The 21,012-nt window shown below is 74.5% G+C and carries 18 protein-coding genes; 11 read left to right on the forward strand and 7 right to left on the reverse strand.

The window, feature by feature from the left end; genetic code table 11:
* Positions 1-13 precede the first annotated feature (13 nt).
* Entirely contained in the window at positions 14-2,800 is a 2,787-nt protein-coding gene (valS, locus tag ACQP60_RS02980; RefSeq protein WP_429728329.1) for a valine--tRNA ligase, read from the reverse strand.
* A 274-nt stretch (positions 2,801-3,074) separates the two neighbouring features.
* On the opposite strand from valS, the gene ACQP60_RS02985 reads away from it, so the two are divergent.
* From ACQP60_RS02985 to ACQP60_RS03020, 8 genes are all read left to right on the forward strand, one after another.
* On the forward strand, positions 3,075-4,022 hold the full coding sequence (locus ACQP60_RS02985; RefSeq protein ID WP_429728330.1) for an ABC transporter permease: 948 nt from the start codon (positions 3,075-3,077) through the stop codon (positions 4,020-4,022).
* Positions 4,019-5,011, forward strand: coding sequence for an ABC transporter permease (locus ACQP60_RS02990; protein WP_429728331.1), 993 nt, complete (start codon positions 4,019-4,021; stop codon positions 5,009-5,011). The genes ACQP60_RS02985 and ACQP60_RS02990 overlap by 4 nt, the downstream gene beginning before the upstream one ends.
* A 97-nt stretch (positions 5,012-5,108) precedes the next feature.
* Complete coding sequence (locus tag ACQP60_RS02995) at positions 5,109-6,797, forward strand: ABC transporter substrate-binding protein (RefSeq protein ID WP_429728332.1); 1,689 nt, start codon at positions 5,109-5,111, stop codon at positions 6,795-6,797.
* Positions 6,794-8,512 (forward strand): dipeptide ABC transporter ATP-binding protein, encoded by a 1,719-nt coding sequence (locus tag ACQP60_RS03000; protein ID WP_429728333.1) that lies wholly within the window; start codon positions 6,794-6,796, stop codon positions 8,510-8,512. The genes ACQP60_RS02995 and ACQP60_RS03000 overlap by 4 nt, the downstream gene beginning before the upstream one ends.
* Before the next feature lie 40 nt (positions 8,513-8,552).
* Entirely contained in the window at positions 8,553-9,497 is a 945-nt protein-coding gene (locus ACQP60_RS03005) for a bifunctional helix-turn-helix transcriptional regulator/GNAT family N-acetyltransferase (protein WP_429728334.1), read from the forward strand.
* 49 nt (positions 9,498-9,546) lie between these two features.
* Positions 9,547-10,557, forward strand: a complete 1,011-nt coding sequence (locus ACQP60_RS03010; protein WP_429728335.1) for a TIGR03557 family F420-dependent LLM class oxidoreductase — start codon at positions 9,547-9,549, stop codon at positions 10,555-10,557.
* Positions 10,554-11,366: a coenzyme F420-0:L-glutamate ligase gene (gene cofE / locus ACQP60_RS03015; RefSeq protein ID WP_429728336.1), complete on the forward strand. Its 813-nt coding sequence runs from the start codon at positions 10,554-10,556 to the stop codon at positions 11,364-11,366. The genes ACQP60_RS03010 and cofE overlap by 4 nt, the downstream gene beginning before the upstream one ends.
* Before the next feature lie 56 nt (positions 11,367-11,422).
* Positions 11,423-11,827: a hypothetical protein gene (locus ACQP60_RS03020; RefSeq protein ID WP_429728337.1), complete on the forward strand. Its 405-nt coding sequence runs from the start codon at positions 11,423-11,425 to the stop codon at positions 11,825-11,827.
* Positions 11,828-11,852: 25 nt separating this feature from the next.
* On the opposite strand, the gene ACQP60_RS03025 is transcribed toward ACQP60_RS03020, so the two are convergent.
* Complete coding sequence (locus tag ACQP60_RS03025; RefSeq protein WP_429728338.1) at positions 11,853-12,218, reverse strand: VOC family protein; 366 nt, start codon at positions 12,216-12,218, stop codon at positions 11,853-11,855.
* A gap of 180 nt (positions 12,219-12,398) precedes the next feature.
* Between ACQP60_RS03025 and ACQP60_RS03030 the strand changes: the two genes are divergently transcribed.
* On the forward strand, positions 12,399-13,298 hold the full coding sequence (locus ACQP60_RS03030) for an SGNH/GDSL hydrolase family protein (protein WP_429728339.1): 900 nt from the start codon (positions 12,399-12,401) through the stop codon (positions 13,296-13,298).
* A 19-nt stretch (positions 13,299-13,317) separates the two neighbouring features.
* On the opposite strand, the gene ACQP60_RS03035 is transcribed toward ACQP60_RS03030, so the two are convergent.
* The 4 genes from ACQP60_RS03035 to ACQP60_RS03050 form a co-directional block, all read right to left on the reverse strand.
* Entirely contained in the window at positions 13,318-13,809 is a 492-nt protein-coding gene (locus tag ACQP60_RS03035) for a YbaK/EbsC family protein (protein ID WP_429728340.1), read from the reverse strand.
* Positions 13,810-13,846: 37 nt separating this feature from the next.
* Positions 13,847-15,073 carry an AI-2E family transporter gene (locus ACQP60_RS03040; RefSeq protein WP_429728341.1) on the reverse strand — a complete coding sequence of 409 codons (1,227 nt, stop codon included), beginning with the start codon at positions 15,071-15,073 and terminating at the stop codon, positions 13,847-13,849.
* A 64-nt stretch (positions 15,074-15,137) separates the two neighbouring features.
* Positions 15,138-16,325 carry a magnesium and cobalt transport protein CorA gene (locus tag ACQP60_RS03045; protein ID WP_429728342.1) on the reverse strand — a complete coding sequence of 396 codons (1,188 nt, stop codon included), beginning with the start codon at positions 16,323-16,325 and terminating at the stop codon, positions 15,138-15,140.
* 356 nt (positions 16,326-16,681) lie between these two features.
* Positions 16,682-17,725 (reverse strand): alcohol dehydrogenase catalytic domain-containing protein, encoded by a 1,044-nt coding sequence (locus tag ACQP60_RS03050; RefSeq protein ID WP_429728798.1) that lies wholly within the window; start codon positions 17,723-17,725, stop codon positions 16,682-16,684.
* A gap of 106 nt (positions 17,726-17,831) precedes the next feature.
* Between ACQP60_RS03050 and ACQP60_RS03055 the strand changes: the two genes are divergently transcribed.
* Positions 17,832-20,150: a M28 family peptidase gene (locus tag ACQP60_RS03055; protein WP_429728343.1), complete on the forward strand. Its 2,319-nt coding sequence runs from the start codon at positions 17,832-17,834 to the stop codon at positions 20,148-20,150.
* 6 nt (positions 20,151-20,156) lie between these two features.
* Here the strand turns inward: ACQP60_RS03055 and ACQP60_RS03060 are convergent, their stop codons facing one another.
* Positions 20,157-20,552: an MmcQ/YjbR family DNA-binding protein gene (locus tag ACQP60_RS03060; RefSeq protein WP_429728344.1), complete on the reverse strand. Its 396-nt coding sequence runs from the start codon at positions 20,550-20,552 to the stop codon at positions 20,157-20,159.
* Positions 20,553-20,635: 83 nt separating this feature from the next.
* Here ACQP60_RS03060 and ACQP60_RS03065 point away from each other — a divergent pair, with 83 nt between their 5' ends.
* The gene (locus tag ACQP60_RS03065; RefSeq protein WP_429728345.1) at positions 20,636-21,004 is read left to right on the forward strand and encodes a YybH family protein; all 369 of its coding nucleotides are present in this window, start codon (positions 20,636-20,638) and stop codon (positions 21,002-21,004) included.
* The last annotated feature ends 8 nt before the right edge of the window (positions 21,005-21,012 follow it).

The raw sequence follows: 21,012 nt of genomic DNA on the forward strand, positions 1-21,012 counted from the left end.
CCTCCGTCGCGTGTCAGGCCTTCGGCTTGCGGGCCGGGGGCTCGCCGAGCTCGGACGCGGTGACGACGATGCCGCCCTGCACGTCGGGGTTGCCCTGCCCCTCGGCCGCCTCGACGACGTCGAGGGTGCCGGTGGCGCGGCCGGCGCCGCGCACGTCGTCGAGGGCCGACCGGACGCCGTCGAGCAGCGCGGCCGGGACGGCCATGGAGGCGCTGAGGATCGGCGTGCGCATGGAGACCTTGGCCTCCGACTTGATCTTGCGCAGGGCGGCGAGCGCGTGCCCGGCGGCGGTGAGCTGCACCGGGTCGGCGTCGCCCGCCGCCGTGCGCAGCGGCGCGGCCGCGGGCCAGGCGGCGTGGTGCACCGAGCCGGTGCGCCACCACGACCAGACCTCCTCGGTGGCGAACGGCAGGAACGGCGCCAGGAGACGCAGCAGCGTGTCCACCGCGAGGGCGAGCGCCGTGCGGGCCGACTCCGTCTCCGCGGTCACCTCGGTGGCCGCGGCCCCGGCGCCGTACGCGCGGTCCTTGACCAGCTCGAGGTAGTCGTCGCAGAACGTCCAGAAGAACGTCTCCGTGACCTCGAGCGCGCGCGTGTGGTCGTACGCCTCGAACGCGGCGGTGGCCTGCTCGACGACGTCCGCCAGGCCGGCGAGCATCGCGCGGTCCAGGGGGACGATGACGCGGGCCGGGTCGAGCACGATCTCGCCGGCGCCGGTCTCGGGGTCCACGCCGAACGTCAGCGCGAACTTCGAGGCGTTGAGCACCTTGATCGCGAGGCGGCGGCCGATCTTCATCTGCCCGACCTCGAACGCGGCGTCCGTCCCGAGGCGCGCGGCCGCGGCCCAGTAGCGGACGGCGTCCGCCCCGTGCTCCTCCAGCAGCGCCATCGGCGTGACGACGTTGCCCTTGGACTTGGACATCTTCTTGCGGTCCGGGTCGAGGATCCAGCCGCTGATCGCCGCGTGCTTCCACGGCAGGACGCCGCACTCCAGGTGCGAGCGCACGACCGAGGAGAACAGCCAGGTGCGGATGATGTCCTGGCCCTGCGGGCGCAGGTCCATCGGGTACACGCGGGAGAACAGGTCCTCGTCGCGCTCCCAGCCGGACACGATGAGCGGCGACAGGGACGACGTCGCCCACGTGTCCATGACGTCGGCGTCGCCGACGAAGCCACCGGGCTCGCCGCGCTGCGACTCGTCGTAGCCGGCCGGGGCCTGCGACGTCGGGTCGACGGGCAGCTCGGCCTCGGTCGGCACGATCGGGTGGTCGTGATCCACCTCGCCGTCCGCCGTCACCGGGTACCACAGCGGCACGGCCACGCCGAAGAAGCGCTGGCGCGAGATCAGCCAGTCGCCGTTGAGGCCGTTCACCCAGTTCTCGTAGCGCACGCGCATGAAGTCGGGGTGGAAGTCGAGCTCCTTGCCCCGCGCGAGCAGCTCGGCCTTGAGGTCCCGCTTGTCCCAGTCGCGGCCGCCGTTGCGGATGTACCACTGGCGGGACGTGACGATCTCGAGCGGCTTGTCGCCCTTCTCGTAGAAGTTCGTCATGCGCTGGGTCGCGGTGGGCTCGCCGTCCAGGTCGCCGGAGGCGCGCAGCGCGTCGACGACGGCCTTGCGGGCGCTGAACGTCGTCCTGCCCGCGAGCTCCTCGGCGTACAGGGCCTCGCCCGGTCCGCCCGCGATCCACTCCGGCGTCTCGCGGGAGAGGCGGCCGTCGCGCTGGATGACCGAGCGGGTGGCGAGCTGCAGCTCGCGCCACCACTGCACGTCGGTGAGGTCGCCGAAGGTGCAGCACATGGCGATGCCCGCGCCCTTGTCCATGGCGGCGGCCGGGTGCGCGAGCACCGGGACCTCGACGCCGAACAGCGGCGAGGTGACCGTGGTGCCGAACAGGCCCTGGTACCGCTCGTCGTCCGGGTGGGCGATGAGCGCCACGACGGCCGGGATGAGCTCCGGGCGGGTGGTCTCGATGTACAGCTGGCTGCCGTCGGGCCGGTGGAACGCGACCCGGTGGTAGAACCCGGGGTACTCGCGCGCCTCGAGCTCGGCCTGCGCGACGGCGGTCTGGAACGTCACGTCCCACAGGCCCGGCGCCTCCGCCTGGTACGCCTCGCCGCGGGCGAGGTTGCGCAGGAACGCGCGCTGCGACGCGGCGCGGGACGTGGCGTCGATGGTCTGGTAGTTCTGCGCCCAGTCGACGGAGAGGCCGAGGCGGCGCCAGAGCTCCTCGAACTGGCGCTCGTCGTCGGCGGTGAGCCGCTCGCACAGCTCGATGAAGTTGCGGCGGCTGACCGGGACCTGGTCGGCGGGCTTGACGTTCTTGCCGTCGGTGCCCTGGTGCGGGGGCTCGAAGCCCTCGACGTACGGCAGCGACGGGTCGCAGCGCACGCCGTAGTAGTTCTGCACGCGGCGCTCGGTGGGCAGGCCGTTGTCGTCCCAGCCCATCGGGTAGAAGACCTTCTTGCCGCGCATCCGCTGGAACCGGGCGACCGTGTCCGTGTGGGTGTAGCTGAACACGTGGCCCACGTGCAGCGAGCCCGAGACCGTGGGCGGCGGGGTGTCGATCGAGTACACCTGCTCGCGCGTCGCGGTGCGGTCGAACGCGTACGTGCCCTCGGCCGACCAGCGCTCGTCGAAGCGCTGCTCCAGGCCCTCCAGGCTGACCTTGTCCGGTACCTCCCGGACCACCGCGCGGACGACGTCGCCGGCTACCTGAGCAACAGAGGTGCCGGCGGGCGGGGTCGCTGCGGAGGTCTGCGCGGGCGCGGTCTGCGCCTCGGGGGTCGGGAAGTCGCTCATGGTCGCCCATTCTCCCAGATGGCCGGGCAGGCTCCGCGCACCGGGATCTCATGATCCGGGCACGCTGTCCAGGATGCGGGCAGGCGTCCGGAGCGGCGTCGGGAGCGTCGTATCGTGTCGCTCGGCGCCGCTCCAGCGGCACCCCTCGAACCCGTCCGGCGGCCGCGTGCGCGGCGTCGGACCAGGCGTCCCGGGAGGACGAGATGCAGGCGATGTGTTGTCGGTGCTGTCACCGCCACGTCGCCCTGCCCGTCTAGCCACCCGAGGAGCTCCCATGACGCTCGACCACGCCGACGAGCTGGTCGTGCCCGAGGGCTCGCCCACGCCCGCCACCGGCCGGCGCACCTTCTGGCGCCGTTTCGCCCAGGACCGCTTCGCCGTCGCCGGCGCGGTCGTCGTCGTGGCGTACGTCGTCATCGCCCTGCTCGCGCCGCTGATCACCCGGCTGCTCGGCGTCGACCCCTACAGCTACGACCTGGACGCGCTCGACCCGACCGGTGCGCCGGCCGGCTGGGGCGGCGGCATCAGCGCCGAGCACTGGTTCGGCGTCGAGCCCCTGACGGGCCGGGACCTCTTCGCGATCGTGCTCATGGGCTCGCGGACCTCGCTCGTCGTGGGCATCGGCGCCACCGTCGTCTCCATGCTCATCGGCACGGTGCTCGGGCTGCTCGCGGGCTACCTCGGGGGCTGGGTCGACTGGGTGGTCAGCCGCGGCGTCGACATCATGCTCGGGCTGCCGGCGCTCATCTTCATGATCGCGATCGGCGCGGTGGCGCCCGAGTCGTTCCCGCGGCTGCTGCTGCTCGTGCTCGTGATCGGCGTGTTCAGCTGGTCCTCGGTGGCGCGCGTCGTGCGTGGGCAGGCACTGGGGCTGCGCTCGCGCGGCTTCGTCCGTGCCTCGCAGGCCCTCGGCGCCGGGCACGGCCACGTGCTGTTCCGGCAGGTGCTGCCCAACCTCGCCGCGACCGTGGTCGTCTTCGCGACCATCAGCATCCCGGGGGCCATCGGCGCCGAGGCGGCGCTGTCGTTCCTCGGCGTGGGCGTCCCGCCGCCCACGCCGTCGTGGGGCCGGTCGATCGGCGACGCCGTGACCTGGTTCAGCTCCGACCCGATGTACCTCGTCTTCCCCGGCCTCGCGCTGTTCGGCATCACGCTCGCGTTCAACGCGTTCGGCGACGGCCTGCGCGACGCCCTCGACCCCCGCTCGGGAGGCCGCAAGTGAACGCCCTGCGGTTCGCGGGCACGCGCCTCGCGAGCATGGTCTTCGTCCTGCTCGCGGTGTCGCTCCTGACCTACGCGATCTTCGTCCTGCTGCCCGCCGACCCGGCCCAGCTCGCGTGCGGGCGGCCGTGCACGCCGGAGCGCCTCGAGACGGCGCGCGCCTTCATGGGGCTCGACCAGAACTTCCTGGTGCAGTGGTGGAACTTCGTCACCGGCATCGTCACCGGCCGCACCTACGGCTCGGCGGGCGCGGAGATCACCTGCCCGGCACCGTGCCTCGGGTACTCCTTCGTGCTGCGCCAGCCGGTGACCGACCTCATCGTCGGGCGCCTGCCCGTCACGTTCTCCATCGCGATCGGGGCCGCCGTCCTGTGGCTGCTGGCCGGGGTCGCCGGGGGCGTCGTCGCCGCCGTGCGCCGCGGCACCGCCGTCGACCGGGCGATCATGGTCACCGCGATCACCGGCGTGTCCGCCCCGAGCTACCTCGTGGGCCTGCTCGGCATCCTGCTCTTCGGCTTCACCCTCGACATGGTGCCGGTCAACGGGTACGTGCCGCTCACCACGAGCCCCGTCGACTGGGCCTGGCACCTGGTGCTGCCCTGGTGCGTGCTCGCCTTCCTCTCGGCTGCCATCTACGCCCGGCTCACCCGCGCCCAGATGCTCGACGCGCTCGGGTCGGAGTACGTGCGTACGGCCCGCGCCAAGGGCATCACGGAGCGGCGGGTCGTCACGAGGCACGCGCTGCGCAACGTCATGGTCCCGGTGGTCACGCTGTTCGGGCTGGACCTGGGCGTGCTGCTGGGCGGCACGGTCATCACCGAGAAGGTCTTCTCGATGGCCGGGCTCGGCGCTCTGCTGCTCGACGCCGTCGGCAACACCGACGTCCCGCTGCTGGTGGGCGTCACGTTCTTCTCGGCGGCCCTCATCGTGGTCGCCAGCCTGCTCGTCGACGTCGTGTACGGCGTCATGGACCCGAGGGTGCGCGCATGAGCGCCCGCCTGCACGCCGGGCGATGTCCCCGCGTGACGCGACACCCCGACCCCGACCCTTTGTCCCGAGAGTTGTCCCGAGAGGCACTGAGAAGACCATGACCCGCACCACCACCCGCCGACGGTCCGTCGGCGCCGTCTCCGCCGTCGCCGCCCTCGCGCTGGTCCTGACCGCCTGCGGCGCGAACGAGCAGGACCACAGCGCGACGGGCAGCACCGGCGCCGTCCAGCAGGGCGGGACCCTGCACATCCTCACGTCCGCGCCGTCGATCAACTGGGACCCGGCCACGAGCCAGAACCTCGCGATCACCACGCTCGGGCTCGTCGAGCGCCGCCTCACCGCGTGGCAGACCAACCCGGACGGCAGCACCGACGTCGTGCCCGACCTCGCCACGGACACCGGCACGGTGTCCGACGACGGCAAGACCTGGACGTACACCCTCAAGGACGGCGTCACGTTCGAGGACGGCACGCCGATCACGTCGCAGGACGTCAAGTACTCCGTGGAGCGGTCGTTCGCGCCGGAGCTCTCCGGCGGCCTGAGCTACCACAAGAGCCTGCTGACCGGCGGGGACGACTACGCCGGCCCGTACGACGGCAAGCAGCTCGACTCGATCGAGACGCCGGACGACAAGACCATCGTGTTCCACCTGGACAGCGCGTACGGCGACTGGCCCTGGATCGTCTCGATGCCGGCCTTCGGCGCGGTGCCGGAGGACAAGGACGACGTCTCGACGTACACCACGTCCCCCGTGGCGACGGGCCCCTACACGGTCGCCGAGACGCAGGAGGGGACGTCGGTCACCCTCGAGCGCAACGAGGCCTGGGACCAGGCCACGGACGAGGCCCGCACCGCCGGCCCGGACTCGATCGTCTTCGAGCTGGGCCAGGACGAGAGCGTGGTGGCGCAGCGCCTCATCGCCGACGCCGGCGAGGACCAGAACGCCTTCGGCGCGTCGTTCGTCCCCGCGGCGCAGCTCGCCCAGGTGCAGAACGACCCGGGCGCCAAGGAGCGCCTCGTCACCTCCGGTCCCGGGGCGCTCGCCTACCTGGCGATCAACACCGAGGCCGAGGGGCTCGACGACGCCGCCGTGCGCCAGGCGATCCAGTACGCGGTGGACAAGCAGGCGTTCCAGGTGGCGTCCGGCGGCGCGATCGCCGGCGACCTGGCGACGACGCTCATCACGCCGGGGATCCCGGGGCGCGAGGAGTACGACCTGTACCCGGCCGAGCCGTCGGGCGACCCGGACAAGGCGAAGCGGCTGCTCGCCGACGCGGGCTGGAAGGACCGCACGCTGCGGCTCGTCGTGCCCGACGACGCGCCCACGCTCGCCAAGGCGCAGGCCATCGAGCAGGGCCTCAAGCGCGCCGGCCTCACGGTGAAGATCGTCTCCCAGCCCTCGGACGTGTGGACGCAGACCGTGACCCAGGGCGACGGGTCGAAGTACGACCTCACGCTCTCCTCGTGGCAGCCGGACTTCCCGAGCGCGAACGGCAACATCCAGCCGCTGTTCGCGTCGTCGCAGATCGGCGACGGCGGGTACAACCTGTCGCGGTACTCGAACGCGGACGTCGACGCGCTCATCGAGCAGGCCACCCAGGAGACCGACCCCGACGCGGCGGCCGGCATCTGGGCGCAGGCCGACAAGGCGATCCTCGAGGACGCCCCCGTGGTGCCGCTGATCTACACGAAGAACTCCTTCCTGCACGGCTCCAAGGTGCAGAACTTCGAGATCCCGGACTTCCCGGCGTACCCGAACTACCTCAAGGTCTCGCTGGCCCAGTGAGCACCGACACCGGCATCGAGCCCGGAGACGGGCAGCCCCTCCTGCAGGTGGAGGGGCTGTCCGTCGCGTTCGACGGGTCCGCGGCCCCGGCGGTGGACGGGGCGTCGTGGGCGCTGCGACCGGGCCGCGTCACGGCGCTGGTGGGGGAGTCCGGCTCCGGGAAGTCGGTCTCGGCGATGGCGGTGCTCGGGCTCCTGCCGCCGAGCGCCGCCGTGACGGGCAGCATCCGGTACGACGGCGCCGAGCTGGTCGGCGCAGCCCCGGAGGAGTTCCGGGCCGTGCGCGGCGCGGTCTTCTCCCTCGTCTCGCAGGAGCCGATGAGCGCGTGGAACCCCGTGCTCACGATCGGCGACCAGGTGACCGAGGCGCTGCGGGCGCACGCCCGCGTGCCTCGCGGCGCCGCGCGCGAGCGGGTGCTCACCCTGCTGCGCGAGGCCGGGCTGCGGGATCCGGAGCGGATCGCGCGGTCCTACCCGCACCAGCTCTCGGGCGGGCAGCTGCAGCGCGCGCTCATCGCGATGGCGTTGTCGCAGGACCCGGTGGCGATCGTCGCCGACGAGCCCACGACGGCGCTCGACGTCACGGTGCAGGCCGACATCCTGGATCTGCTGCGCCGGCTGCGCGACACGCGCGGCACGGCGGTGCTGCTCATCACGCACGACATGGGCGTGGTCGCCGACCTCGCGGACGACGTCGTGGTGATGCGGCGGGGGCGGGTCGTCGAGCACGCGCCCGTGCGCGCGCTCTTCGCCGCGCCCCGCGAGGAGTACACGCGGACGCTGCTCGACGCCGTCCCGCACCTGGGGCGGCAGCTCGCGGCACCGGCCGACCAGGTGCGCGCGCAGGTCCGCGTGCGCGGCGGCTCCGCCGGCGGCACGGCTGGCGACGGCGGGGCGGCGCCGGGCGACGTGGTCGTGCTGGACGGCGTGGACGTCGTGTACCGGGGCGGGCGCCGGCGGGCGGCGGTGCACGCCGCGGACGGCGTGAGCCTGCGCATCGCCGCGGGGGAGGTGCTCGGCCTCGTCGGCGAGTCGGGCTCGGGGAAGTCCACGCTGGGCCAGGTCGTCTCGGGGCTGCTGGCGCCCGACCGCGGCCGGGTCGTGGTGGACGGCCTCGAGCTGGCCGGGGCGCGCCGGTCCGACCTGCGCGCCGTGCGCCGGCGGACCGGGATCGTGTTCCAGGACCCGGCGTCCACCCTCAACCCCCGCTGGTCGGTGGGCGCGTGCGTGGCCGAGCCGCTGCGCCTGCACGCGAGCCTGGGCGAGGCGGACACGCGGGCCCGGGTGCTCGAGCTGCTCGCCATGGTGGGGCTGGACGCGGAGCACGCGGCGCGTTTCCCGCACGAGCTGTCCGGCGGCCAGCGGCAGCGGGTCGCCATCGCGCGGGCGGTCGCCCTCGACCCGGCGGTGCTGGTGGCCGACGAGCCGACCAGCGCGCTCGACGTCTCGGTGCAGGCCCGGGTGCTCGACGTGTTCGCCGAGCTCCAGGAACGCCTCGGGTTCGCCTGCCTGTTCGTGTCGCACAACCTGGCCGTCGTGGAGCGCGTGAGCGACCGCGTGGCCGTGATGCAGGCGGGCCGCATCGTCGAGACGGGGCCGACGGCCCGGGTGCTGGGCGAGCCGCAGGAGGAGTACACGCGCCGGCTGGTGGGCGCCGCGCCCGTCGCCGACCCCGAGCTGCAGGAGCGCCGGCGGCGGGAGCGGGCGCAGGTCTGAGGGCTTCCGGCCCGCGAGTTCTCTGACTAGAGTCAGAGGTATGGGAGACGACGAGGGGCGTGCGGGCGACGGCGGGGCCGAGGTCGCCGTCGTGCGACGCTTCAATCGCAGCTACACCCAGCGCGTCGGCGCGCTCGAGGACTCGTTCCTGGGGACGGGGATGCCGCTGGGCACGGCCCGCCTCCTCTTCGAGATCGGCACCGAGCCCGGCACGACGCGCGACCTGCGCGCCCGGCTCGGCCTGGACTCGGGGTACCTCAGCCGCCTGCTGCGCCGCCTCGAGTCGGACGGGCTCGTCGCCGTCGTGCCCGACGACGACGACCGGCGGCGGCGCCGCGTGGACCTCACGGCCGCGGGCCGGCGCGCGTGGGACGACCTGGAGCGCCGGTCCGTGGACCGGGCCCGCGACCTCGTCGCCCCGCTCACCGCGCGGCAGCGGTCCCGGCTGGCCGCGGCCCTGGCGGAGGCCGACCTGCTGGTGCGGGCGGCGACGGTCACGCTCGAGCGGGTGGACCCGGCGTCGGACCTCGCCCGGCAGGCCGTCGCGGCCTACGTCGCGGAGCTCGACGAGCGGTTCCCGGGCGGGTTCGACCCTGGCCCGCGGCCGGCGGCGGGGGAGCCCGACCCCGAGGACGCGCGGCTCGCGCCGCCGTCGGGAGCGTTCGTCGTGGCGACGAGCGATGGCGAGCCCGTCGCCTGCGGCGGCGTGCGCGGGCTGTCGGAGGGCGACGGCGCGGCCGGGGGCGTGGGGGAGATCAAGCGGATGTGGGTGCACCCCGGGTGGCGGGGCGCGGGGCTGGGCTCCCGGCTGTTGCGGCACCTCGAGGGCGTGAGCCGCGACCTCGGCCACCGCGAGGTGCGCCTCGACACGAACGGGACGCTCACCGAGGCGGTCGCGATGTACGAGCGGGCCGGCTACCGGCGCATCGCCCGGTACAACGACAACCCGTACGCCGAGCACTTCTTCGCCAAGCGCCTGGGCTGAGCGCCCGGTACCACATATCTGGTCCCGGGCCGGGGATAGGGTCGGAACCATGGCTGCGAACCCCGACCTGACCATCGGCTATGCCGCGATGCTCGAGCAGTTCCACCCCACCGACGTCGTCGAGTACTCGGCCTACGCGGAGGAGCACGGTTTCTCCGGCGTCATGGCCGCCGACCACTTCCAGCCGTGGGTGCCGCAGCAGGGCGAGGCGGCCTTCGTGTGGAACGTGCTGACCGCGCTCGGCGAGCGGACCCGCGGCGACCTCGGCCCCGGCGTCACCGCCCCGACGTTCCGCTGGCACCCCGCGATGGTCGCGCAGGCGTCGGCCACGCTCGCCGCGATGTACCCCGGGCGCCACTGGCTGGGTCTGGGGTCCGGCGAGGCGCTCAACGAGCACGTCGTCGCCGGCTACTGGCCCGAGGCCCCTGAGCGGATCAACCGCATGTTCGAGGCCATCGACATCATCAAGAAGCTCTTCGCCTCCGGCATCGACGGCAAGGACGTCAAGCACTCCGGGCAGTACTACAAGATGGAGTCCACGCGGCTGTGGACCATGCCCGAGGTGCCGCCGGAGATCCTCGTCGCCACCGCCGGCCCGATCACCGCCAAGCGCGCCGGCAAGCACGCCGACGGCCTCATCACCGTCGGGGCGCCGCTGGAGAAGATCGAGATGCTGTTCGGCAAGTTCGACGACGGCGTCCGCGAGTCCGGCCGTGACCCGCAGGGGATGCCCAAGGTGCTGCAGGTGCACATGTCGTGGGCGCCGACGGACGAGGAGGCGCTCGCGAACGCGATGACCGAGTGGCCCAACGGCGGCATGAAGTTCCCCAAGGCCGACATCCGCTCGCCGCACGACTTCGCGCAGATGGCCAAGCTGGTGCGCCCGGAGGACTTCGAGGGCCGCATGGTGATCAGCGCGGACCCGGACGCGCACCGCGCCGCGATCCAGAAGTACGTCGACCTCGGCTTCGACCGCATCTACCTGCACAACGTGGGGCGCAACCAGAAGGAGTGGATCGAGGTCTTCGGCCGCGAGGTGCTCCCGAAGCTGGTGCGGTGAGCGCTCGGCTCGCCGTCTGGGCGCCCGCCGGGGTCCCGGAGGTACGGCCCGGGGACGACCTCGCGCGGCTGGTCGGCGACGCCCTGGCCGCCGACGGCGCAGTGTCCGGCGACCCGCTCGCCGAGGGCGACGTCGTCGTCGTGACGTCGAAGATCGTCTCGAAGGCCGAGGGGCGCGTGGTGCGCGCCGCCGACCGCGAGCAGGCGATCACCGACGAGACGGTGCGCGTGGTCGCGACCCGCGCCCGTCCCGACGGCCTGCCGCCGCTGCGCATCGTGGAGAACCGGCTGGGGCTGGTCATGGCCGCGGCCGGCGTCGACGCCTCGAACACCCCCGACGGCACCGTGCTGCTGCTGCCCGAGGACCCGGACGCGTCGGCGCGCGCGCTGCGGGCCGCCCTGCGGGCGCGATTCGGCCTGGACCGCCTCGGCGTCGTGGTCACCGACACCGCCGGGCGGACGTGGCGCGACGGCCTCACCGACATCGCGATCGGCGCGGCCGGCGTGGACGTCGTCGACGACCTGCGCGGCGGGGTGGATACGCACGGGCGGCCCCTGTCGGTCACGGTGACTGCCGTCGCCGACGAGATTGCCGCCGCCTCGGAGCTGGTGCGCGGCAAGGCGGACGGTCGCCCCGTCGCGGTGGTGCGCGGTCTCGCCCGGCACGTCCGCGCGGGGGAGGGCCCGGAGGCCGACGGCCCCGGCGCCCGCTCGCTGGTGCGCCCCAGCGCCGACGACCTGTTCCGCGAGGGCAGCGCCGAGGCCTACGCGCGCGGGCTCGCCGACGGCCGGGCCGGCTCGCGGGCGTGACGCCGCGACCGGAATTGCGCTCGCGGGGGCCGCGCACCGTCGCCTACGGTGCCGGCATGCCTGCGCCCGAGACCTCCCTGCCCGCGGACTGGATCGAGCACCGCCGCCCCGACGACCGCGAGGCGCTCGGTTGGCTGCGCCCCGAGGGTGACGGCTGGGTCGCGGTGTCGCTGCTCGGCCGCGACGTGAGCGGGCCGCTCGACTGGACCGACGCCGAGGAGGCGCTCGAGTCGACCGGGCTGTCGTGGATGGCCGACGTCTGGATGCTCGAGCGCGACGGCGGCGAGCCGCTGCGCGTGAAGCTCGTGGAGGTCACGCCCGACCGCGTGGTCGTGCAGGCCGACGACTTCGGCGCGATCGACGTCGCCGTCGAGCGGTTCGAGCTGCCGTGGCCGGCCCCGGCCGCGCTGCGACCGCGCCGCGAGGGCGACCCCGACGGCCGGGTGCTCTTCGCCCGCTGACGCGCTTGTGCGGGGGCGGTCGAGGTCAGCCGGCGTCGGTCGTGCCCTCGTAGAGGCCGATCCGGTTGCCGTCCGGGTCCTGGAGCACCGCCCACCAGCTCGTGGGGCTGATCTCGGACTTCTCCATGAGCACGGTGCCGCCCAGCTCGCGCACCCGGGCGAGGGCGTCGTCGATGGAGTCGACCTCGACGTAGCTGCGCGGCTGGTCGAACCCGTCGCCGCGCGGCGCCAGCCCGCCGCCGCTGATCTGGTTGGGCGCCCGCCACATCGGGTAGTCCTCGAACCCGGGCGGCGCCTCGATCTGCCAGCCGAACAGGCCGGAGTAGAAGCCCTTGGCGCGTTCCTTGTCGGTCACCGGGATGTCGATGTGCGTGATGTCGCCGTGAGCCATCGTCGTGCTCCTCGCTCGTCGTGCGGTGGGTGACCACGCTAGTCGCGGGACGGGGCCCGGCAGGGCGGGTGCCGGGAGCAAGGATCCTCGGCGCGTCGCCTCGTAGACGCCGTCGCACGTGGTGATACTCGGTCTCGGCGTTCAGCGTCGAACGCCCGCGGACACACCAAGGGAGCTGTCATGCACCTCGCACGTCGCACTCGCCGTACCGCCAGGGCCGCCCTCGCCGCGGCCTCCGCCGCCGCGGTCGTCACGGCTGGCACCGTCGCCGGCCTCGCCGCGGTCGCTGCGCCCGCCTCGGCCGCGCTGGACCCGGAGAAGTACGTCGCCCTCGGCGACTCGTACTCCGCGGGATCGGGCATCCTGCCGCCCGACCCCGACGCCCCGCTCGCCTGCCTGCGCACGACCCTGAACTACCCGCACTTCGTCGCCGACCGGCTGAACGCGGACCTCGTGGACGTCACCTGCGGGGCGGCCCAGACCAAGGACCTGAGCGAGGCCCAGCACCCGGGTGTCGCGCCGCAGCTCGACGCGGTCACGGAGGACACCGACCTGGTCACGCTGACCATCGGCGGCAACGACAACAGCACGTTCATCGGCGCGCTGCTGGCCTGCGGCTCCGCCGGCGTCCTCACGGGCGGGCGCGGCAACCCGTGCGAGCGCACCTACGGCGACCGGTTCACCGAACACGTCGAGGAGTCCACCTACCCGGCCGTCCGGCAGGCGCTGGAGGACATCCGGGCCCGGGCGCCGCACGCCCGGGTCGCGATCCTCGGCTACCCGTGGATCGTCCCCGCGGAGAAGGGGTGCTTCGCCAAGCTCCCCGTCGCGGTCGGCGACGTGCCCTACCTGCGCGACCTCCAGGCCACGCTCAACGGCGTCATCGAGAAGGCCGCCGACGAGACGGGGGCGACGTTCGTCGACCTCGCCGAGCGCAGCGAGGGCCGCGACGCGTGCGCCCCGGCCGGGGAGCGCTGGGTGGAGCCGCTGCTGTTCGGCACGAACGTGGTGCCCGTGCACCCGAACGCGCGCGGCGAGAGCGCGATGGCGGACGCCGCACTGGACGCGCTGGGCTACTGAGCGGAACGGTCGTCCGGCATCACTCCGCGGGCGGCACGACCGGCGTCGGCGTGCCGCCCGTGATCCGCACCAGCTCGTCGTAGGACGTGGGGAACACGGTCTTCGCATGGCCGCCCGCGGCCCACACGACGTCGTGGTCCCGGAGGTCGACGTCGACCAGCGTGCGCACGGGCGAGGGGTGGCCCACGGGCGCGACGCCGCCGATCACCTGGCCGGTGGCGTCGCGCACGGTCTCCTTGCTCGCCCGCGCGAGCCGCCCGCCGAGGCGGGCGCCCAGGAACTCGGTGTCGACGCGGTGGGCTCCGCTCGTCAGGACGAGCACCGGCGCGTCGTCGAGGGTGAAGACCAGCGAGTTGGCGATCGCGCCGACCGGGACGCCGAGCGCCTCGGCGGCCAGCGCGGCCGTCGTGGCGTGGTCGTCGAGCCAGCGGACCTCACCGGTCGCCCCGGCGGCGTCCAGCGCGGCGCGGACGCGGTCGACGGCGGGGTGGGACGGGGGCGTGGTGGTCATGGCGCCCGAGGGTAGCGGGCCGCCGCCGCGGCGGGCGTCAGCCGCGGGGCGCGTCGATCTCGTCGGGGTCGCCCTCGGAAGTCTGCACGGCACCGTCGCCGGCGTCGGCCTCGACGACGTCGTCGGCCCTGCTCTGGCCGGCGTCGTCGGCGGGGTCCTCCGGAGTCCCGGCCGGTGCGGGTGCGGGCTCGGGGACGACGTCGTCGCCGGAGAGCCACCGGAGCCAGACGGTGCGCGGGTCGCCCTCGAGGACGAGCGCCCGCACCAGCAGCGTGAGCGGGATCGCGAGGATCGCGCCGAGCGGGCCGATGACGAAGGTCCAGAAGACCACCGACATGAAGCTCAGCGTGAGGCTGAGGCTCACGGCGTCGGATACGAACTTGGGCTGCACCAGCACCTGGAGCACCACGTTGACGACGCAGTAGACCGCCGCGACCGCCAGGGCCAGGGGCCAGCCGCCCACGACGAAGGCCATGACGAGCGGCGGCACCAGGCCCAGCACGAAGCCGATGTTCGGGATGAAGTTGGTGACGAACGCGAGGATGGCCCACACGACGGGGGCCGGGACGCCGAGCAGCGCGAGGGCGAAGCCGTCGACGATCGCGACGATCGCACCGAAGGTCGCGTTGACCACGAAGTAGCGGCGCACGCCCGTGCTGAACCGCGTCGCGCGACCGATCTGCTCGGCGTGGGTAGCGCCGAAGACGCGGGACGCGGTCGCGTACCGGGCGGCGTCGGCGGCCATGAAGATCGCGTACGCGAGCACGAAGAAGAAGGCCGTCGCGATCGACAGGACCATGCCGCTCACGCTGCCCGCCAGCGACAGCAGGCGGGAGGGCTCCAGGAACGACGTCGCGGCGTCCGCGACCTGCGTGTCCAGGCCGAGCTCGGAGAGCTGCGCGGCGATCTGGGTGACCGACTGCTCGAGGTCCCGGAAGTACTCGGTGACCAGGTCGGCGAACTGGAAGCCGGCGAAGACGAGCATCGCGAGCAGGGCCGCGAGGATGAGGTACGCGACGACGATCACGGCCGTCGTCGCCGCCCAGCGCGGCCATCCCCGAGCCTCGAGGGGGCGGCGCACCGGGTGGCAGATGATGACGATGACCGCGGCGAGGAACACCGGTGCCAGGACGTCCGAGGCCCAGTGCACGCCCGCCAGCACGAGGACGGCCGCACCCAGGGTCAGGAGGGTGCGGGTGGCGGGGTTGAGGCCGCCGGGGTCGGTGGTCGGTCCGCCGGGCGCGGGCGTCACGGTCGAGGTCACCCCGCGACCCTAGCGACCGCGACCGGCGGCGTCGCGCGCGACCACCCTGCGGCGCGCGTCGCGCTCAGATCCACCGCTTCCAGCGGAAGACGGCGAAGAGCGCCACGCTCACGCTGAGCATGGCCACCAGCGCCGCCGGGTAGCCCCAGGCCCAGTGCAGCTCGGGCATGTCGTCGAAGTTCATCCCGTACACGGTCCCGACCAGCGTCGGGGCGAACAGGATGGCCGCCCAGCCGGAGATCTTCTTGACCTCCTCGCCCTGGCGGATGCTCGCCTCGGTGAGGTGCGTCATCTCCTCGTTCTGCCGCTGCGCGACGAGGGTGGCGTTCACGGTGAGGATGTCGCGCAGGGCGGCGCGGAACGACTCGACGCGGTCCGCGACCTCCGTGAGGTGGTCGGCGGCGTCGCGCAGGTACGCCTGCATCTCCTCGGTGACGCCGTACTTCTCCGCGCCCTTGGCGAGCGAGCCGCACACGCGCTGCAGGGGGCGCACCGCCCGCTGGAACTCGACCACCTCGCGCGAGAGCTCGTAGATGCGCCGCGACACCGCCGCGTCGCCGCCGAACACCTCGGACTCGATCTCGTCGATGTCGACGTCGAGCCCCGCCACGACGGGCGCGTAGTCGTCGACGACGCGGTCCACGATCGCGTACAGCACCGACTCGGGACCGCGGGCCAGCATGGCGGGGTGCGCCTCGAGGTGGGTGCGCACGGCCGACAGGTCGGGGCACGCGCCATGCCGCACCGTGACGACGAAGTCGGGGCCCACGAAGACGTGCAGCTCGGAGAACTCCACCTCCTCCGCGTGGTCGAGGTAGCGGGCGGCGTGCAGGACGACGAACAGCGTGTCGCCGTAGCGCTCGATCTTGGGTCGCTGGTGCGCCACGATCGCGTCCTCGACGGCCAGCGGATGCAGGTCGAACTCGCGCGCCAGCTGGGCGAGCTCGGTCTCGTCGGGGCGCTCCAGGCCGATCCACGCCATGCCGCCCGGGTGGGCGCGCAGCTCGCGGAACGTGTCGGCGAGGCGTGTGAAGCTCGCGACCCGGCGGCCGTCGGCGTCGTACAGGGCCGACTCGACGATCGACGAGCGGCCGGGCACGTCGCGGCGCGTCGGGCCGGCGTCGGGGCGGGCGGCGCCGAGGTGGCTACCGGCGCCGGACGCCGGGGTGGCGCGGCGCGGGCGCAGCGCGCCGAGCAGGGGACGGGTACGGGCCGTGCGGGCGGCGGACGCGCGGGCAGAGGTGACGGACATGGCGGACTCCGAGCGTGCAGAGGCGTGCAGGGACGAGGACGTCGGTCCCGCGACTGCGGCTGGGGGCGCCCCGGACGTCGGGGCGATCGGAGGATCGGCGGCGCAGGGTCACAGAGCGCGTGCGCCGCGGCCGCCCGGCGTCGTGGCCGGGCGGGGAGCCGTCAGTCGCGGCTCGGACTACTGGGAGGCTCGCTACGGGTCATGTGGCGCGCACCTCCCTCGTCGTCCTGCGGCGGTCGCCGCTGCTGCTCAGGCCGCCCGCCAGCATAGCCCCGAGCGGGCGGCCGGGCCACGACCGAGAGGCGCCCGGCGGGGTGATCTCCGCGACGTGCAGGGCGTGACCGCCTGGCGTCCGGTCAGCGCCGCGGGTCGACGACGACCATGCCCGCGCGCGGGGTGTCCGCCAGGCCCGGGAGCAGGTCCGCGCCCTCCTGCAGCCCGACGACGCGGTCGACGAGGTCGGCGGGGCGCAGCGTGCCGTCGGCGACCCGCGCCAGCATCTCCGGGTAGTCGGCGGCGGCCATCCCGTGGCTGCCCAGCACGTCCAGCTCCCAGCCGATGACGCGGGACATCGGCACGCGGGGATGGCCGTCGACCGGCGGCAGCAGGCCGACCTGCACGTGCCGGCCCCGCCGTCGCAGGCTGCCGATCGCGTCGGCGCAGGTGCGCTCGCTCCCGACGGCGTCGACGCTCACGTGGCAGCCGCCGGTGAGGTCCTGCACCGCGGCGGCGACGTCGACGTCCTCGCCGGCGCGCACCGTGTGCGCGGCCCCGGCCCGGCGCGCGGCCTCGAGCGCGCCGTCGTGCCGGTCGACGGCCACCACCTCGGCGCCGAGCGCCGCGGCGACCATGACGGCGCTGAGGCCCACGCCGCCCGCGCCGACCACGACCACCCGCTCGCCCGGGAGCACCCGGGCCCGCCCCGCGACGGCGCGGTAGGCGGTGGCGAATCGGCACCCGAGGCTCGCGGCGGTGGCGTCGTCGACGGCGTCGGGCAGGACGACGAGGTTGGTGTCGGCGGCGTGCAGCACGACCAGCTCCGCGAAAGACCCGGCGTGCGTGAACCCCGGCTGCGTCTGGTCCGGGCAGACCTGCGCCTGCCCGGAGCGGCACCAGTCGCAGCGCCCGCACCCGCACACGAACGGCGACGTCACGCGGTCGCCGACGCGCCAGCGCGCGACGCCGTCGCCCACCGCGGCGACGACCCCGGCCAGCTCGTGGCCGGGCACGTGGGGGAGCGCGGTGATGTCGGGGTCGTGGCCCGCCCACGCGTGCCAGTCGCTGAGGCACAGGCCGCTCGCGTGCACCCGCACGACGACGCCCCCGGGCGGGGCGGTGGGCTCGGGCACCTCGCGGACCGTGACGGGCCCGCCGAACCGGTCGAACGTCATCGCGCGCACGGGGTGATCCAACCATCGATCGTGCCGGCGGTCCGGCGGACGATTCACCTGGGACGGCGAGTATCACGATTGGGCCACGGCGCGCACGCGCCGCTAGCGTGCCCGGGTGACCCAGACCCGGTCGCGGGCGACGTCGCTCGCGTGCTCCCTGTTCCTGCTCGTCCTCGCGGCGCTCGCCGTCTGGTCGGTGCTGCCGCCGACCCCGCGGTCGGCGGACGCCGCCGCGGACGAGTTCAGCGCCGAGCGCGCCTTCGCGACCGTCGAGGCGATCGGCGGCGAGGTGCACCCGCACGGCACGGCGGCGGCCGCCGCCGTCCGCGACACGATCGTGGCGGACCTCGAGGAGCTCGGCCTCGACCCGGAGGTGACCGACGGCGTCGGCATGTCCGGGCGCCTGGGCGACCAGAGCCGCGTCGCGGCCACGAAGAACGTCGTCGCCACGATCCCGGGCACCGACTCGACGGCGCCGGTCTTCCTCGTCGCGCACTACGACTCCGCCGAGGTGTCGCACGGGGCCAACGACGACGGCGCCGGCGTCGCGACGCTGCTGGAGACCGCCCGCGCGCTCGGGGAGGGCGAGCCGCTGCGCAACGACCTCGTGCTCGTGTTCACGGACGCGGAGGAGGCGTGCCTGTGCGGGGCGGAGGCGTTCGCGCACGCCGACCCGCGCGCCGCCGACGGGGGCGTCGTGATCAACGTCGAGGCCCGCGGCTCGTCGGGCCCCGCGATCATGTTCGAGACGTCCGACGGCAACGCGGCCCTCGTCGACGCCTACTCCCACGTGCCGTACCCCGTGGGCAGCTCGATGGCGGTCGAGGTGTACCGGATCCTGCCGAACGACACCGACTTCTCGCCGTTCCTCGACGACCCCGCGGGCCGTTTCACCGGGCTCAACTCGGCATACATCGACGGGTCGGCCACCTACCACGCGCCGCAGGACACGCCCGAGCGGATGTCGCAGGCGAGCCTGCAGCACCACGGCGCCAACATGCTGGCGCTCGCGCGCGAGCTCGGGGACGCCGACGCGGCCGCGCTCGCCACCCCGTCGGCGAACGACGCCACCTACTTCCCGCTGCCGGGCGGCGTGCTGGCGCGCTACCCGGGCTGGCTGGTGTGGCCGCTCGCCGTCGCCGCCGTGCTCGCGGTCGGCGCCCTGGCCGTCGTCCTCGCCCGCCGGCGCGAGGTGCGCGGCGAACGGACCACGGCCGGCACCCTCGCCCTCGGCTTCGTCTCCGCCCTCCTGCCGATCGTCGGCGCCGTCGCCGGGTCGATCGCGCTGTGGTGGGTCATGGGCCTGGTGCGGCCCGGCTACGACGAGATGCTCGACCCGTGGCGGCCCTGGGGGTTCCGCATCGCCCTGCTCGCGATCGTCGCGACCGTGTGGACCGCCTGGTTCCTCGGGCTGCGCCGGTCGCTCGGCGGGGCGGCGCTCGCGGTCGGGGCGCTCGGCTGGCTCGCCGTCCTCGGCGCCGTCCTCGCCGCCGTCACGCCCGGCGGCTCCTACCTCGCCGCGCTGCCGGCGCTGGCCGGCGCGGTGGCCTGGCTGCTCACCCTGCGGGTGGCGCGGGGCATCGTGGGGCGCCGGGTGGTCGTGACCCTGGGCGCGGCCGTGGGCGTCGTCGTCCTCGTGCCCATCGTGCTGCTGTTCTTCCCGGCGCTCGGCCTCGCGACGGGTGCCGCGCCCGCGGTCGTCGCCGCCCTGCTCGCGCTGGCGCTCACCCCGGTCCTCGCGGTGCTGTGGCCCCGCGGCCGGCGCCGGGCGCTCGGGCTGGTGGGCGGGTGCGCCGCGGTGGGCGTCGTCGCGCTCGTCGTCGGCTTCGTCGTCGACCCGTTCGACGCCGAGCACCCCGAGCCCACCCGGCTCGCGTACGCGCTGGATGCCGACACCGGCTCGGCGCACTGGGTCTCCGACGAGGGCAGCCCGAGCGACTGGACCGCGCAGTTCGTCGACACCGAGACCGACCTGTCCGAGCCCTTCCCGATGTTCGAGGGCGAGGTGCACGCCGGCGACGCCGAGGCGGCCGACCTGCCCGCCCCGGTCGTCGACGTGCTGGACGCCCAGCCGGCGGGCGACGCCCGGATCCTCACCCTGCGCGTGACCCCGGGCGACGGGGCGCCCATCGGCACCGCGGGCGCCCTGCGGTACGTGCAGCTCAACGCCTCGAACGTGGAGAGCGCGGCGGTCGCGGGCCGGGAGGTGCCGGTCGAGGGCGGCGACCTCGACACCCGCTTCTACGCCCCGGGCGAGGAGGGCTTCGAGGTGCGGCTCACCGTGCCGGCCGGGCAGCCGCTCGACCTGCGGGTCGTCGCCGCGGGCGGCGGGCTGGAGGGCCTGCCCGGGTTCCGCCCGCGGCCTGCCGACGTCGGCGTGGCCGGGTCGCACACCTCCGAGCTGGTGCTGGTGGGGACGTCCGTCTCGCTCTGACGGGCGTCAGCCGGCCGTCGCTGCGCCGTCGCCCGGCGGCTCGGGCCGGTCGACGGCGTCGGCCAGCACGCGCGGCGCCTGGAGGCAGTAGGAGTCGGTGAGCAGCTCGGCCATCTCCGCCCAGTCGACGGCGTCGTCGAGGACCACGCCCACGACGTTGCCGCCCCAGCCGGCGCGGAAGTACGGGTGGCCGAGGTGCTCGAACGCCCGCACCTCCTGCGGCTCGGCGCGGAACGTCACGCGGAAGAGCTGGTCCTCGCCGCCGAAGACGTGCGCCACGGTGGCCCTGCGCACCCGCCACCGGACGCCCGTCCACGCGTCCTCCTCGACGCACTCCGGGAAGCGGAGCAGGCCCCGGAGGCGCGCGACCAGCGCGGGCGGGACGTCGGGGCGATCCGGCATGCCTCGAATCTCGCACGGACCACCGACAGCCGGCCCGGCCGGGCTGGTCCGCGAGTGTCGGAGGGCGCCGGCACGATCGCGGCATGACGACTGACGGTGCCGAGGAAGGGCGCCCGGCGGCGCTCGCGCCGAACGACCTCGGGCGGATGTTCGTGGAGCGGGCGAACGCGGGCGACGTCGACGGCCTCGTCGCGCTCTACGCGCCGGACGCGGTGCTGGCGTTCCCGCCGGGCGAGACGCAGGTCGGCCGCGACGCGATCCGTGCCGCGTACGCGCGGCTGCTGGCCGGCCGCCCGCGGTTCACGGCGGGCGAGCAGGCGCCCGCACTGGTCCACGACGACCTGGCGCTGACGTCGACCCGGCTGACGTCGGGCGGCGCCACCGCCGAGGTCGCCCGGCGCCAGGCCGACGGCACCTGGCTGTGGGTGCTCGACCAGCCGGCCGTCGTCTGACGGCGACC

Source organism: Isoptericola variabilis (assembly GCF_050311655.1).
In the GTDB taxonomy this organism is placed as follows: domain Bacteria; phylum Actinomycetota; class Actinomycetes; order Actinomycetales; family Cellulomonadaceae; genus Isoptericola; species Isoptericola variabilis.

Bases quoted from the DNA above. Each gene is read 5' to 3' on its own strand.
- ACQP60_RS02995 (WP_429728332.1), top strand. From the start codon at position 5,109: ATGACCCGCACCACCACCCGCCGACGGTCCGTCGGCGCCGTCTCCGCC.
- ACQP60_RS03045 (WP_429728342.1), bottom strand. From the start codon at position 16,325: ATGTCCGTCACCTCTGCCCGCGCGTCCGCCGCCCGCACGGCCCGTACC.
- ACQP60_RS03030 (WP_429728339.1), top strand. From the start codon at position 12,399: ATGCACCTCGCACGTCGCACTCGCCGTACCGCCAGGGCCGCCCTCGCC.
- ACQP60_RS03010 (WP_429728335.1), top strand. From the start codon at position 9,547: ATGGCTGCGAACCCCGACCTGACCATCGGCTATGCCGCGATGCTCGAG.
- ACQP60_RS03035 (WP_429728340.1), bottom strand. From the start codon at position 13,809: ATGACCACCACGCCCCCGTCCCACCCCGCCGTCGACCGCGTCCGCGCC.
- ACQP60_RS03020 (WP_429728337.1), top strand. From the start codon at position 11,423: ATGCCTGCGCCCGAGACCTCCCTGCCCGCGGACTGGATCGAGCACCGC.
- ACQP60_RS03025 (WP_429728338.1), bottom strand. From the start codon at position 12,218: ATGGCTCACGGCGACATCACGCACATCGACATCCCGGTGACCGACAAG.
- ACQP60_RS03065 (WP_429728345.1), top strand. From the start codon at position 20,636: ATGACGACTGACGGTGCCGAGGAAGGGCGCCCGGCGGCGCTCGCGCCG.
- ACQP60_RS03060 (WP_429728344.1), bottom strand. From the start codon at position 20,552: ATGCCGGATCGCCCCGACGTCCCGCCCGCGCTGGTCGCGCGCCTCCGG.
- valS (WP_429728329.1), bottom strand. From the start codon at position 2,800: ATGAGCGACTTCCCGACCCCCGAGGCGCAGACCGCGCCCGCGCAGACC.
- ACQP60_RS03005 (WP_429728334.1), top strand. From the start codon at position 8,553: ATGGGAGACGACGAGGGGCGTGCGGGCGACGGCGGGGCCGAGGTCGCC.
- ACQP60_RS02985 (WP_429728330.1), top strand. From the start codon at position 3,075: ATGACGCTCGACCACGCCGACGAGCTGGTCGTGCCCGAGGGCTCGCCC.